Source organism: Microbacterium capsulatum, from assembly GCF_030865425.1.
In the GTDB taxonomy this organism is placed as follows: Bacteria; Actinomycetota; Actinomycetes; order Actinomycetales; family Microbacteriaceae; genus Microbacterium; species Microbacterium capsulatum.
Map to the genome: position 1 here is coordinate 76,060 of NZ_JAVFCB010000007.1, position 12,900 is coordinate 88,959.

15 protein-coding genes are annotated in these 12,900 nt (G+C 70.1%); 5 read left to right on the forward strand and 10 right to left on the reverse strand.

All coding sequences use genetic code 11. The features are described 5' to 3' along the window. Positions 1 to 331 precede the first annotated feature (331 nt). Complete coding sequence (locus tag RBR11_RS12720) at positions 332 to 1,225, reverse strand: rhomboid family intramembrane serine protease (protein ID WP_308489722.1); 894 nt, start codon at positions 1,223 to 1,225, stop codon at positions 332 to 334. Between the two features lie 28 nt (positions 1,226 to 1,253). After that, entirely contained in the window at positions 1,254 to 1,811 is a 558-nt protein-coding gene (locus RBR11_RS12725; protein WP_308489723.1) for a peptidylprolyl isomerase, read from the reverse strand. A gap of 110 nt (positions 1,812 to 1,921) precedes the next feature. On the opposite strand from RBR11_RS12725, the gene RBR11_RS12730 reads away from it, so the two are divergent. Further along, positions 1,922 to 2,422, forward strand: a complete 501-nt coding sequence (locus RBR11_RS12730; protein WP_308489724.1) for a DNA helicase — start codon at positions 1,922 to 1,924, stop codon at positions 2,420 to 2,422. 89 nt (positions 2,423 to 2,511) lie between these two features. Then, the gene (locus RBR11_RS12735) at positions 2,512 to 2,928 is read left to right on the forward strand and encodes an aminoacyl-tRNA deacylase (protein WP_308489895.1); all 417 of its coding nucleotides are present in this window, start codon (positions 2,512 to 2,514) and stop codon (positions 2,926 to 2,928) included. 16 nt (positions 2,929 to 2,944) lie between these two features. Here RBR11_RS12735 and RBR11_RS12740 read toward each other — a convergent pair whose 3' ends face one another. After that, positions 2,945 to 3,373, reverse strand: a complete 429-nt coding sequence (locus RBR11_RS12740; RefSeq protein ID WP_308489725.1) for an NUDIX hydrolase — start codon at positions 3,371 to 3,373, stop codon at positions 2,945 to 2,947. A 158-nt stretch (positions 3,374 to 3,531) separates the two neighbouring features. Between RBR11_RS12740 and RBR11_RS12745 the strand changes: the two genes are divergently transcribed. Then, complete coding sequence (locus RBR11_RS12745; RefSeq protein ID WP_308489726.1) at positions 3,532 to 3,990, forward strand: hypothetical protein; 459 nt, start codon at positions 3,532 to 3,534, stop codon at positions 3,988 to 3,990. Positions 3,991 to 4,025: 35 nt separating this feature from the next. Here the strand turns inward: RBR11_RS12745 and RBR11_RS12750 are convergent, their stop codons facing one another. Next, positions 4,026 to 4,847, reverse strand: a complete 822-nt coding sequence (locus RBR11_RS12750; protein WP_308489727.1) for a cytochrome c oxidase assembly protein — start codon at positions 4,845 to 4,847, stop codon at positions 4,026 to 4,028. A gap of 296 nt (positions 4,848 to 5,143) precedes the next feature. On the opposite strand from RBR11_RS12750, the gene RBR11_RS12755 reads away from it, so the two are divergent. Then, positions 5,144 to 6,265, forward strand: coding sequence for a M24 family metallopeptidase (locus RBR11_RS12755; protein ID WP_308489728.1), 1,122 nt, complete (start codon positions 5,144 to 5,146; stop codon positions 6,263 to 6,265). 178 nt (positions 6,266 to 6,443) lie between these two features. Here RBR11_RS12755 and RBR11_RS12760 read toward each other — a convergent pair whose 3' ends face one another. The 5 genes from RBR11_RS12760 to RBR11_RS12780 all read right to left on the reverse strand — a co-directional run bounded on the left by RBR11_RS12760 (position 6,444) and on the right by RBR11_RS12780 (position 11,796). Next, complete coding sequence (locus RBR11_RS12760; protein WP_308489729.1) at positions 6,444 to 7,298, reverse strand: ABC transporter ATP-binding protein; 855 nt, start codon at positions 7,296 to 7,298, stop codon at positions 6,444 to 6,446. Further along, a complete protein-coding gene (locus RBR11_RS12765) occupies positions 7,295 to 8,149 on the reverse strand; it encodes an ABC transporter ATP-binding protein (protein ID WP_308489730.1) in 855 nt (284 codons plus the stop codon). Before RBR11_RS12765 ends, RBR11_RS12760 begins: the two co-directional genes overlap by 4 nt. Beyond that, positions 8,146 to 9,072, reverse strand: a complete 927-nt coding sequence (locus tag RBR11_RS12770; RefSeq protein ID WP_308489731.1) for an ABC transporter permease — start codon at positions 9,070 to 9,072, stop codon at positions 8,146 to 8,148. The genes RBR11_RS12765 and RBR11_RS12770 overlap by 4 nt, the downstream gene beginning before the upstream one ends. Then, positions 9,069 to 10,136: an ABC transporter permease gene (locus RBR11_RS12775; protein ID WP_308489732.1), complete on the reverse strand. Its 1,068-nt coding sequence runs from the start codon at positions 10,134 to 10,136 to the stop codon at positions 9,069 to 9,071. Before RBR11_RS12775 ends, RBR11_RS12770 begins: the two co-directional genes overlap by 4 nt. A gap of 73 nt (positions 10,137 to 10,209) precedes the next feature. After that, on the reverse strand, positions 10,210 to 11,796 hold the full coding sequence (locus RBR11_RS12780; protein WP_308489733.1) for an ABC transporter substrate-binding protein: 1,587 nt from the start codon (positions 11,794 to 11,796) through the stop codon (positions 10,210 to 10,212). A 171-nt stretch (positions 11,797 to 11,967) separates the two neighbouring features. Between RBR11_RS12780 and RBR11_RS12785 the strand changes: the two genes are divergently transcribed. Next, positions 11,968 to 12,501, forward strand: a complete 534-nt coding sequence (locus tag RBR11_RS12785) for an Lrp/AsnC family transcriptional regulator (protein ID WP_308489734.1) — start codon at positions 11,968 to 11,970, stop codon at positions 12,499 to 12,501. A gap of 17 nt (positions 12,502 to 12,518) precedes the next feature. Here the strand turns inward: RBR11_RS12785 and RBR11_RS12790 are convergent, their stop codons facing one another. Continuing rightward, a complete protein-coding gene (locus RBR11_RS12790) occupies positions 12,519 to 12,860 on the reverse strand; it encodes an avidin-fold protein (protein ID WP_308489735.1) in 342 nt (113 codons plus the stop codon). Between the last annotated feature and the right edge of the window lie 40 nt (positions 12,861 to 12,900).

A 12,900-nucleotide genomic window follows, 5' to 3' on the forward strand; every position in this document is an offset into this window, starting at 1 on the left:
GCGTTTTTTCATGCGGTTATCCACGGTTTCGGGGAGTTATCCCCATTCTGGGGATGGATATGCACAGGCCCTCCCCCGGGTTATCCACAGATCTATCCCCACCTGGGGAGAATTACACGGGTGTTATTCACAAGGCCGCCGACCCGCGCACCGCTCTCCGGACCCCACCGCCCGACAGCACCCCACCCCTACAGCACCCACCCCATCCGCTCGCTGGTCGCGACGCGCCCTCATTCCGGCGCGATGGCGACGATTCGCGACCAGCGAGCACGGGAAAGGTCGGTCGAGCGGGGTGAAGGAGGCGGCGACGGAGAGGCGGCGCCCGGATCCGTCAGTGGCCGGCGGTGATGAGGATCGGCGGGACGATCGCGACGACGGCCAGCAGCACGAGCGTCAGGGCCGTGGTCAGGCCGATCCACCAGAACCGGGCGTTGGCGCGACGGCTCGTGCGCGTGAGGATGAAGCCGATCAGCCCGCCGACGACGATGCCGCCGACGTGCGCCTCCCAGGCGATGTTGAAGCCCATCGCGAAGCCGGCGACGAGGTTGATCGCGAGCACGATGATCATCCCGGTGACGTTCGCGCCGAGGTGGCGGCCGATCACGATGAGCGCGGCGAACAGGCCGAAGATCGCGCCCGAGGCGCCCACGGTCGGCGTACCCGGCGCGATCAGCGCCATGGCGACGGATCCGCCCAGCGCGCTCACGAGGTACAGCGTGAGGAACTTCGCCCGGCCGATCAGGGGCTCGAGGCTCTGCCCGATCATCCACAGGGCGAGCATGTTGAGGCCCAGGTGGATGAAGCCGCCGTGCACGAGCACGACCGTCAGCATCCGCCACGGCTCGAAGGGCTGACCGGACAGCGGCGGGTACAGATAACCCGCCCAGAACTGCAGCGCGTCCGTGATGAGGGGGCCGAGGCCCGGAAGGAACTGCAGCAGCCCGATCGCGGTGGTGATCCCGAGGATCCAGTACGTCACGAGCGGACGGCCCCCGACGGCCGTCATCGAACGGGAGCCCCAGCTCCGCCGCGCGCGACGCTGCGCGGGCGACTCGTTGCGGCGCTGCTCGGCCATGCACTCCGGGCAGATCACGCCGACGGCCGCCTGCGTCTGGCACTCCGGGCAGATCGTGCGCATGCAGCGCTGGCACAGCACGAAGCTCTGCCGACCGGGATGGCGGTAGCAGAAATTGTCGGGATTCGCGTGGAACTCCGAAGTCGTCATCGGTGCGCTCCGGAGCCCAGGCGCGACGTCAGTTCGCGACGATGTCGACGGACTGCAGCACGACGTCCTCGACGGGACGGTCGCCGGCACCCGTGCGCACCGCGGCGATCTCGTCGACGACGGCCTTCGAGGCCTCGTCCGCGACCTCGCCGAAGATCGTGTGCTTGCCCTGGAGCCACGGGGTCGGGTCGGTGGTGATGAAGAACTGCGAGCCGTTGGTGCCCTCGATCTGCCCGGTGATGGCGTTGCGGCGCAGGCCGGCGTTGGCCATCGCGAGGATGTAAGGCTCGTTGAAGTTCAGCTCGCCGTGGATCTCGTCGTTGAAGGTGTAGCCGGGGCCGCCGACGCCCTGGCCGAGCGGGTCGCCGCCCTGGATCATGAAGTTCGGGATGATCCGGTGGAAGATGACGTCCTTGTACAGGGGGCCCTCGCCCGCCTGGCCGGTCGCCGGGTGCGTCCAGGATCCGGTGCCGTCGGAGAGGCCGACGAAGTTCTTCACGGTGCGGGGAGCATGGTCACCGAAGAGGTTGATGACGATGTCTCCGTGGTTGGTGTGCAGCGTGGCGACGTGAGTGGCGTGAGGCATGGACCCATTCTCGCAGAGGTTCCCCAGGAGTTCTCCGCCGTACATCGGCCATTCAGGGGAGGGTCTGGCAAGATGGTGAGTCCGAACCCCGTTTCGATTGGGAGGGCATCGTGGGCCTCAGCCGCAAGCGTCAGAAGGAACTCCGTCAGCTCCAGGGCGAAGCCGCCAAGCTCTGGGCCGCCCAGCAGGTCCTCGTCGGGGATGCCGCGCACGTCGCCCGTGAGGCCGGCCGCCAGCTCGACCACTTCCGTCGCGAGCAGGTCGCTCCCGCGGTGCAGGACGTCTACGAGCATCGCGTGCTCCCCGCCGTCGACCGCGGCGTGCGGTACTCCCGCGACGTCGTCGACAACCGCGTCGTCCCCGCCGTCGGCGGCGTGATCGGATCCGCGCTGACCGCGTGGGACATCGCGAACGCGAAGCGCACCGGATCCCCGCGCCCCGTCGCGTCGGTCTCCCCGTCGCAGAAGAGCGGCCCGGGCATCGGCACCGTCATCGCCGTCGTCCTCGGCATCGGCGCCGCGATCGGCGTGCTCGTGGCCGCCTGGCAGACCCTGCGCGCCGACGACGAGCTCTGGGTCGCGGACGACCCGCTGAGCGCCCCCGAGGCGTGAGCGACTCGTCGTCATCGGTCCCCGAGGCCACCGCGGGGACCGATCCTCATGCGCGCGTCCGCCACGCCGCCGCGGAGCACGGTCTCGAGATCGAAATCCGCGAGCGCCCCGCCGCGCGCAGTCTGCATGAGGCCGCAGCCCTCCTCGGCCTGGATCCGTCCGGGATCGTGAAGACGCTCGTGGTCAAGCGCAGCGATGACACCTTCCTCTTCGCGCTCATCCCCGGCGGGCGCAAGATCTCCTGGCCGAAGCTGCGCGCCCTCGTCGGCGTGAACCGGCTGAAGCTGCCGGATCCTGAGGTCGCCCTCGCCGCGACGGGCTACGAACGCGGCACGATCGTGCCGATCGGCAGCAGCACGGCCTGGCCCGTGTACGCCGACGAGTCGATCCGCGGTGAGCGCATCGCCATGGGCGCGGGTGCGCACGGCTACAGCCTGTTCGTCGACGCCGATGCGCTGATCGCGGCGTACGACGCGGTCGTGGCGGACATCTCCGAGCCGGAGTAGGCGGAACCGAGAGGGTTCAGGCGGTCAGGCCGGCCATGCGCAGCGCGATGTCGACGAGGCGCACCCGGTGCAGTGCGCCGATCTCGTCCAGGCGGAACCACCCCGCCATGTCGGTGGAGCCGTTCTTCTCGAACCGCAGCTTTCCGCCGGAGATCCGCGCGCGGTACACGATCCGCAGGGTGTGCAGCGGATCCGCCGCGCCGGGAGTGACCCGCTGCCGGGCCGGGATCACCCGGGAGTGGATCCCGAGCAGGTCGTCGATCACGACGCGGTAGCCGGTCTCCTCGTGCACCTCGCGCCGGGCCGCCACCTCGGGATCCTCGCCGGGCTCGAGGCCCCCGCCGGGCAGGGTCCAGGAGACGCGTCGGCCCTCGGTCCAGCGCGCCAGCAGGATCCGCGAGTCATCGCCGACGATGACCGCATATGCGGCGACGCGCATGTCCATGCGGAACACGATAGTGAGCACGCCTCAGGATCGGGGCCGCGAAGCTGAGAACCGCGGTCCGCGGATCGATCAGTTCTGAAGAAGCACCGGCTCGACGGGCCGACCTACGCTGGCATCATCGCCCGGCGCACGGCCGGCCCGACGAGGAGGATTTCGAGATGGCGAAGGAAGACGGCCCCACGTTCAGCGCCGAGGAGCGCGCAGCGATGCAGGCCACCGTGAAGGAGCGCACCGCGGCGCGCTCACGCAAGAAGGCCGACCCGGAGACGATCCGCCGCGAGGGCGAGGCGGAGGTGCTGGCCAAGATCGCGGAGCTGGAGGGATCCGACCGCGAGCTCGCGCACGCCGTGCACGAGCTGGTCATGGACAATGCGGGCCACCTGCTGCCGCGCACGTACTACGGCATGCCGGGCTACGCGAACGCCGACGGCAAGATCGTGCTGTTCTTCAAGCCGAAGGCGAAGTTCAAGGTGCGCTACGCGACGATCGAGTTCGAGTGGGCGGCGCAGCTCGACGACGGCCACGTCTGGCCGACCCGGTACGCGATCACGGCCCTGACCGACGAGGATCGGGACTTCCTTGCGGACCGGATCCGCACGGCGGCGCCCGCGGAGTGACGTCCTTCGACGGGCTCGGGGACCGTCGGCCGGGCTCACTCGCCGCGCAGGTGCGCGGCGGTGAGCTCGGCCATCTCCTCGTCGCTCAGCTCGTCGAGCTTGCGGGACTCGCGCTTGTCGCTGCGGATCCACCGCATCATCAGGATGACGAGGATCGGCACGTCGACGACCTCGGCGATGAACCAGAGGAAGTCTCCGGACAGGTGCTGATCGTGCAACGGGTTCGGGAACCACACCGGCAGCGCGCCCGGCCACAGCCCCGCGTGGTCGAGCACGGTGTCGTTCAGGCGCAGCAGGATGCCGGGGATCGCGTCGAGCACGAGTTCGACGAACGCGAACAGGAACTCCGCCACGATGAACAGGCTGGTGCGGGCGACCGTGTGCGCGGCCATCGGCAGGATCATCATCGTGCCCATGAGCGGCACGAGCAGGGAGATCAGGCCCTCGGAGACGGGGTTCATCCGCAGCACCGCGGACAGCGGAGTGAAGAACACCGCGAACACGAGGCAGGTGAACACCGGCGCCATGATCGCGTTGCCGAGGAACTTCGCGAGCCATGACCGCAGGAATCCGTCGACGCGGGCGCGCGGACGCTCCGACAGCACGGCCCGCGCGAGTGACACCGGCCGGCCGAGGGTGATCAGCACCGGCACGACGAACATGAGCAGCGCGATCCGGGTCGTGAACGCCCAGCGGATCTGCATGCTCCAGGTGCCGAGGAACCCGAACGACACCCACGCGTACGAACCGAGGCCGAGCAGCAGATAGAGGAGTGTCAGCCGCAGCGGCCAGCGGTGCCCGCGGCGGCGCAGCACCCACACGCCGCCGAGGTAGAGCCCGGCCGCGACCAGGAGCACCGCGAGCCCGGCGGGATCCAGGCTCCAGGTGCTCAGGAATTCGGGGATGGGGGGCGTGACGGGCTCCGATCTGCGGGTACGGCCGCGGCGATTTTACGCCCTGCGGCCATGTGCCGGATGGGGGTCGGTCACGACGCCGGTCCTCGCGCGCGCACGGACGAGCGCTCTCGGACGATACGCGGCGATCCGGCCGGTCCGGACCCGTTACGTCTCGATCTCGGCGGGCCGCGCGCTCGGGCGCCGGACGGATTTCGGCGTCTCTGGCGCGGGGCGGTGGCCCGGCCTAGCGTGGAGGCGTGACCACCCCCTTCCCGGCCGACGTCTACGCGGCCCGCCTCGACCGTGCCCGTGCCCTGACCCTGGAGGCCGGCCTGGACGCGATCGTCGTGGGGCCAGGCCCCGACCTGGCCTATCTGCTGGGCGTGGAGGGCGACACGATCGAGCGCCTCACCGCGCTGGTGATCCGCGCAGTGGGCGAGCCGACCGTGGTCGTGCCGCGGATGGAGCTCGCCAAGGTGCGCGACACCGCCGTCGGCACCTTGGGCCTGGCCGTGTCGGACTGGGTGGACGGCGAGGATCCGTACGCGCTGGTCGCCGCCGCGATGCCCGCCGCGCCCGCCCGGGTCGGCGTCTCGGACGCCCTGCCGGCACTGCACGTGATCCCGATCGCCGACCGTCTCGGTGTGCGCGCCGAGCTCGCGACGCCGGTGCTGCGCGAGGGCCGGATGATCAAGGACGCCGCCGAGATCGCCGAGCTGCGCCGTGCCGGCGCCGCGATCGACGCCGTGCACCGCCGGGTGCCCGGGCTGCTGCGCGCCGGCCGCACCGAGCGCGAGGTGGCCGCCGACATCGCCGCCGCGATCGTCGAGGAGGGACACCGCACGGTCGAGTTCGTCATCGTCGGATCGGGCCCGAACGGAGCGGATCCGCACCACGAGGTGTCGGATCGCGTGATCCGGGATGGCGAGATCGTGGTCGTCGACATCGGCGGCGCGGTGCCGGCCGGGTACAACTCCGACAGCACGCGCACGTACGTCGTCGGCGCGCCGGATCCCGAGGCCGCCCGCCGCATCGCCGCGCTGGTACAGGCGCAGCAGGCAGCGGTCGATGCGGTCCGCCCCGGCGTCACCGCCGAGGAGGTCGACGCCGCCGCCCGGACCGTGCTCGCCGAGGCGGGCCTCGGCGAGGCGTTCCTGCACCGCACCGGCCACGGCATCGGCGTCTCGGTGCACGAGGAGCCCTACATCGCGCCGGGCAACGCCCTGCCGCTGCGCGAGGGCATGGCGTTCAGCATCGAACCCGGCATCTACTTCCCCGGCGAGTGGGGTTCGCGGATCGAGGACATCGTCGTCGTCACGGCCGACGGCTGCGAGCGCCTGAATCTCGCCCCGCACGGTCTGACGCCCGCCGGGGCCTGACCGGCGCAGCCTCCTGCTCCGCCGCCTCCGGATCCGCGCCGTCGCCCCCGTCCCCACCTCGGAAAACGGAGAGGCGGACGGGTCGCCACGGCGTGTCGACGCGGATCCGGACGGGGCGCGCCGCATCCCTCTCCGTTTTCCGGCTTGCGACGGAGATGGGGACGGGCGACGTCCCGCCTCAGTGCACCCGGTCCAGGGCCTCGGGGATGTCGATCGACCAGGACGACGGCGCCTCGGACGCGGGGGCGGCGGGCAGCTCGCCCTCGCCGTCGGGGTGCGGGATCGCGGCGAGCAGTGCCTCTGTATAGGGGTGCACCGGGTTCGCCCACACGAGCGGGGTCGCTCCGGACTCCACTATCCGGCCCTTGTACATCACCGCGACGCGGTCGGCCATGAGTCGCACCACGGACAGGTCGTGCGAGATGAACAGCATCGCGGCGCCCGAGGCGACGCACAACTCGCGCATCATGGCGGCGACCGAGGCCTGCGCCGAGGCGTCGAGGGCCGAGATCGGCTCGTCGGCGACGATCAGGTCGGGCTTGGCCGCGAGCGCCCGCGCGATCGCGACGCGCTGCCGCTGCCCGCCGGACAGCTGGTACGGGTAGCGGTTCTCCAGGGCGGGGGAAAGGCCGACCGCCTTCAGCCAGTGCGACGGCGCCTCGGTGTCGAGGCCGCGGGCACGGGCCGCACGGGATCCCTCCGCGATCTGCTGGGCGACGCGGATCCGCGGGTTCAGTGAGGAGTTCGGATCCTGGAACACCATCTGGATCGCGGTGAGCTCCTTGGGCCGGGTGCGCAGGCCGAGCGGCTGCACCGGGCGGTCGCGGTAGAGCACCGAGCCGTCACGGGGCTTCTCCATGCCGATCACCGCGCGTGCGGTCGACGACTTGCCGCAGCCGCTCTCGCCGACGAGGGCGAGCACCTCGCCGGGGCGGATGTCGAACGAGACCCCGTCGACGGCACGGAACGCGATGCGGCCGCCGTATTCGACGACGAGGCCGTCGACGTGCAGCACGGGCTTCTGGTCGGTCATCGCGTCTCCTCGGGGTCGACGTCGGAGCCGGCGCCGGAGCCCGGCTCATCCACGAGCGAGTCCTGCGCGTCCGGCATCGCGTCGAGCAGCTCGCGGGTGTAGGCGTGCTGCGGATCCTGGAAGATCTGCCGGCGGGACCCTGCCTCGACGATGAGGCCGCCGCGCATGACCGCGACCTCGTCGGCCACGGCGCTCATCACGCCGAGGTCGTGCGTCACGAGCAGCACCGCGAGGTCGCGCTCGGTGGCCAGGTCGCGGAGCAGGTGCAGAATGCCCGCCTGAACGGTCACGTCGAGCGCGGTCGTCGGCTCGTCGGCGAGCAGCACCTCGGGCTCGCAGGCCAGAGCGATCGCGATCGCGATGCGCTGGCGCTGCCCGCCGGAGAACTGGTGAGGATACTTCTGCAGCGCCTCCTCCGGGTTCGGTACCCGGACCAGGGCGAGCAGCTCGGCTGCCTTGGCGCGCGCCGCGGACCGCGACAGCCCGAGGTGGGCGCGCATGCCGTCGGCGAGCTGGGATCCGACGGTGATCTGCGGGTGCAGGCTGGCCGACGGATCCTGGAACACCATGCCGATGCGCTTGCCGCGCACCCTCCGGTACGCGCTGCCGGCCATCCCGACGAGCTCGGTGTCGCCGCCGAGGACGATCGAGCCCGACGCCGTGCCGCCCGCGGGCAGCAGGCCGAGGATCGCCATGGCGGTCATGCTCTTGCCGGATCCCGACTCACCGGCGAGGCCCTGGATCCGTCCCGGCACGAGGTCGAGCGAGATGCCCTTGACGACCTCGGTGCGATGGTTCCGGCTCTGCCCGAGCTCGACACGCAGGTCGCGGATCGAAAGCGCGGCGGTCATGCGGCCACCTCCCCGGTCGCGGCGGCGGCCGACACCGCGGTCGGCGCCTCGGCCTCGCGCTCGCGCGCGGCGAGCGGGTCGAGGGCGTCGCGGAGCGAGTCGCCGATGAAGTTGAACGCCATCACGATGCTGAGGATCGCAAGTCCCGGGAACAGGCCCAGCCACCAGGCCGAGGTGTTCTGCATGGCCGCGGCGATCATCGTGCCCCATTCCGGAGTCGGCGGCTGCGCGCCGAGACCGAGGAAGGACAGGCCGGAGAGGAGCAGGATCGCGGTGCCGATGTCGAGCGAGGCGAGCACGAGCACGGGACCGGCGATGTTCGGCAGCACGTCGCGTGCGAGCGATCGGATCGGGGAGGATCCGAGCAGGCGTCCCGCGATCACGTAGTTCTGCGTGCGCAGGCCGAGCACGAGCGACCGGGTGATGCGGGCGTAGGGCGGCCAGGCGACGATGATGCCGGCGATGACCGCGTTCATGATGGACGGGCCGAGCGACGCCGCGATCACCATGGCGAGGATCACTGTCGGGAAGGCCATCACCATGTCGGTGATGCGCATCAGCACCTCGTCGACCCAGCCGCCGAGGTATCCGGCGACGGCGCCGACGATCGTCCCGACGATCATCGCGCAGACGACGAGCATGAGGGCGAGCGGGATCGTGGTCTGCGCGCCGACGAGCAGGCGCGAGAACACGTCGCGGCCGTTCACGTCGGTGCCCATGATCGCATCGGCGCTCGGCGGCGCGAGGCGTGGCAGGTTCTGCGCGAGCGGGTCGTGCGGGGCGATCCACGGGGCGAGGATCGCGACGACGATCCAGGCCAGCGCGATCACGGTGCCGACGAGGGCGAGCGGGGTGCGCCAGGCGCGCGGCAACCAGGGCCGCCGGCGCTTCGACGCGAACTTGGAAGGGACGACGAGGTTCACGACAGCCTCACTCGCGGGTCCAGGACGCCGTACAGCACGTCGACGACGAGGTTGATGATGAGGTAGATGACGCCGACGACGAGGCCGACGCCGGTGACGGCGAGCAGATCGAGGTTCTTCGACGCGTTGTAGGCGTAGGTGCCCAGGCCCGGCCAGGCGAACACGGCCTCGACGAGCACGGTGCCGGAGAGCAGGCTGCCGAAGGCGATCCCGACGAGCGTGAGGATCGGCAGAGCCGCGCCGCGCAGCACGTACCCGATGACGACGCGGCGTCCGCTGAGGCCCTTGGCGCGGGCGGCGCGGGCGTAGTCCATGTCGAGCACCTCGAGCACCGAGGTGCGCACGAACCGGGTGAGGGTGGCGATCGTGAACAGGCTCAGCACGAGCACCGGCAGGGCGAGGTGGCTGGTCGCGTCGAAGAAGCCGACCGAGTCGCCGTTGAGCAGGAAGTCGATCGTGTAGAAGCCGGTGATCCGCGGGGGCGGGGTGATCGTCGGCGAGATCCGGCCGGATCCGCTCACCCAGTGCAGGTTCATGAAGAACAGCTGGTAGGTGAGGATCGCCATCCAGAAGGTGGGGATGCTCAGGCCGATCAGGGTGACCACGCGCACGACCTGGTCGGTGACCTTGCCGCGGCGATAGGCGGCGAGCGTGCCCAGAACGATCGCGACCGCGAGGCTGACGATGATGGCGTAGAAGGCGATCTCGCCGGTCGCGGGCACGGCCTTGGCGAGGTCGTCGACGACGGGGCGACCGGTCGTCATCGAGGTGCCGAGGTCGCCCTGGAAGAGGTTGCCGACGTAGCGGAAGAAGCGGATCCAGACCGGCTGGTCGAGTCCGTACTTCTCCCGGAACGCGGCGACGGTGGCCGGGTTCGACGAGGCGCCCTCGCCGAGGGCCGCGCGCACCGGATCGCCGGGGACGATCACGGTGAGCGAGAAGGTGACCAGCAGGATCCCGAACAGGAGGATCACGCTCGTCACGGCACGGCGGGCGAGGAACCGCAGCAGGGTGTGCTGCGACGTCCGCACCGTGCGGGTGGCGATGGCTTGGGTCTGCGTCAACGTCGGCGCTTCCGTCTCGGGGGATCAGGGGACGGCGGGGCCGGGACCCGAAGGCCCGACCCCGCCGCGGGAGTCACTTCGCGGGGTGCAGCGTGCGCAGGTCGAGGGTCCAGGTCACGTTGTACTCGAGACCGGCCACCTTGGTGGAGCTCGCGAGGTTGATGCCGGGGACGATCAGCGGCACGAACGGACCGGAGTCCTGCATGGCCTTCGCGTAGTCGCTGAACGCGGAGTTGCGCGCGTCGACCGTGGTCGCGTTCTGCGCCTTCGTGACGAGGCCCGCGATCGTGCTGTCGGCGGTCGTCGGCCACCCGGCGCGCAGGCCGACCTTCTGACCCGGGCCGAACGGCAGGAACGAGGACGAGTCGGCGTAGTCGGGGCCCCAGTACCAGAGCGAGAACGCCTCCTGGGCCTTCACGTAGGGCTGGACCTCGGTGGCGAACGGCGCGGGGGCGAGGCTCGCGTTGATGCCGACGGCCTTCAGCTGCTCCTGCACGCGCTCGGCGACCGGGGTGAACTCCACGCCGCCGACCGGGTTGTCGTTCGGGAACTGCAGCTTGATCGCCTCGCCCTTGTAGCCCGACGCGGCCAGAGCGTCCTTGGCCTTCGCGAGATCCTGCGCGGCACCGGTCTTGTTCGCGCCGGGGAACATCGGCGGGATGACGCCGGTGGCCTGCACGGCGCCGGATCCGGCGAGCTCGAGGAGCTTCTTGTAGTCGAGCGCGTAGCGGACGGCCTCGGCGAACTTCGGGCTCGCGGTCACGCCGCCGACGTTCTTGTCCTGGTTGATGAGCAGGAACAGGGTCTCGGCGGAGGGAGCCGAGTTCACCGTAAAGCCGCTGCCGAGGTTCTTCACCTGGTCGCCGGAGAGGTCGACCGCCACGTTCGAGTCGCCGCCCTTGAGGTTGGTGAGCTGAGTGGACGACTGCGAGATGTTGCGGACCACGATCTTGTCGTAGGCCGGCTTGTCGGTGCCGTCGTACTTGTCGTTCTTCACCAGCACGACCTGCGTGTTGAGGTCGAGGGACTGCAGCTTATAGGGACCGGAGCCGGCGGAGTTGGCGTCGAGCCACGACTTCGCGGCATCGGAGTTGTCGGTCTTGCCGCCGTTCTTCTCGACGGCCTTCGAGTTCAGGATCGCGAGCGACGGGTTGGTGACGATCGCGGGCAGCTGCAGCGACGGGGTCTTGGTCGTCAGCTTGACCGTCTTGTCGTCGACCTTCGCGACCGTGATCCCGGCCATCAGGAAGTTCGCCTTGGAGTCCGTGATGCCGGCGACGCGGTCGAGCGAGAAGACGACGTCGTCCGCGGTGACCGGGGTGCCGTCGGAGAACTTGCGGCCGTCCTGGATCGTGAAGGTGAACTCGGTGGCGTCCGCGTTCTGCTTCATGGTCGCGAGGTCCGGCTTCGGGGTGCTCGAGTCGGCGCCCTGGAAGGTGAGCAGCGTGTCGTAGACGGCGTGCAGCACCATGTTGCCGGTCGGCACGTAGTTGCGGCCCGGGTCGCCGGTCTCGAGCGAGAACGCGGTGTCGACGACGAGCGTACCGCCCCCGGAGGAGCTGTTCGAGTTGTTCGCGGAGTTGCCTCCGGAGCAGCCGGCAAGCGCGATGGCGGCCACGGCGATGAGCGCAGCGGCGGCGTGGCGATGGGAACGAGCCACAGCTCTCCTCCTCATTGAGATGGACAGGTCAAACGACCTGATCGGGTTTTCCGGCACTATATCCGAGGGATCGACCCAGTTTCGAGAATTCGATTGTCACGCTTCCATCACTACGGCAATATGTCCAGCATGACTGACGATCTCCCGTCCACATCTGGACGATCCGCACCCGTGATCGACGAAATCGCGTACGACATCCTCCGCGCGCTGCGCCGGAACGGACGGATCTCGATCGCCGCCCTCGCTCAGGAGGTCGGGATCTCGCGTGCCAGCGCCTACTCGCGGATCGAGTCGCTGACCCGCGCCGGCATCATCACGGGCTACACCGCCGAGGTCGACACCACCCGCCTCGGCCTCGGCGTCAGCGCACTCGTGTTCTGCACGATCCAGCCGCAGTCGTGGACGTCGTTCCTGCAGGCGATCGGCGAGATGCCCGACGTCGAGTCGGCGCGGGTGATGACCGGCGAGCACGACGTCATGCTCATCGTGCGCAGCGTCGACATGGAGTCCATGCAATCGCTCGTGATCGGCACGATCGCGGACCGCCCCGAGGTCATGAAGGTCGAGACCGCGATCGTGATGGGCGAGCTGTTCAGTCGGCCGTTCGTGCTGCCCGGCGACATTCCGCGGCGCGATCCGATCGGCGTGGACAGCGGTCTGATGCGGTTCACGCGCACCGACCAGAGCCGGGGAACCAGGATCTGACGATCCCGCAACCCGGATCAGACCTGCAGGCAGACGCTCACGTGGTCCACGCCGTCGACGGCGAAGTCCTCGATGAGCCGGATCCGGCCGTCCTCGGCGCGCTCGGCACGGCTGACCGCGTCGCCGCGCACGACGGATCCGTCGCTCGCGAGGGCGTGCGCGAACGAGACGCGCACCTCGGCGTCGACGACCTCCCCGACGAACCGGCCCTCGGTGACGGTGTCGCCGGTGTACTCACCCCAGATCAGCCTGCCGTCCTGGTGGTACGCGAAGGTCGTCGGGGCGTCCGGATCGACGGCGCTGGCCGTCGAGGAGACCATGGCGAAGCGCAGCCCGTCGAGGCAGAGGGAGGAAGGCATGACGACGAGTATGGACCCACGCTGCCCGGTCGGCGCAAAT

Excerpts from the sequence above, each read along its gene's own strand:
- RBR11_RS12790 (WP_308489735.1), bottom strand. The coding sequence starts at position 12,860 with ATGCCTTCCTCCCTCTGCCTCGACGGGCTGCGCTTCGCCATGGTCTCC.
- RBR11_RS12760 (WP_308489729.1), bottom strand. The coding sequence starts at position 7,298 with ATGACCGACCAGAAGCCCGTGCTGCACGTCGACGGCCTCGTCGTCGAA.
- RBR11_RS12765 (WP_308489730.1), bottom strand. The coding sequence starts at position 8,149 with ATGACCGCCGCGCTTTCGATCCGCGACCTGCGTGTCGAGCTCGGGCAG.
- RBR11_RS12725 (WP_308489723.1), bottom strand. The coding sequence starts at position 1,811 with ATGCCTCACGCCACTCACGTCGCCACGCTGCACACCAACCACGGAGAC.
- RBR11_RS12720 (WP_308489722.1), bottom strand. The coding sequence starts at position 1,225 with ATGACGACTTCGGAGTTCCACGCGAATCCCGACAATTTCTGCTACCGC.
- RBR11_RS12740 (WP_308489725.1), bottom strand. The coding sequence starts at position 3,373 with ATGGACATGCGCGTCGCCGCATATGCGGTCATCGTCGGCGATGACTCG.
- RBR11_RS12745 (WP_308489726.1), top strand. The coding sequence starts at position 3,532 with ATGGCGAAGGAAGACGGCCCCACGTTCAGCGCCGAGGAGCGCGCAGCG.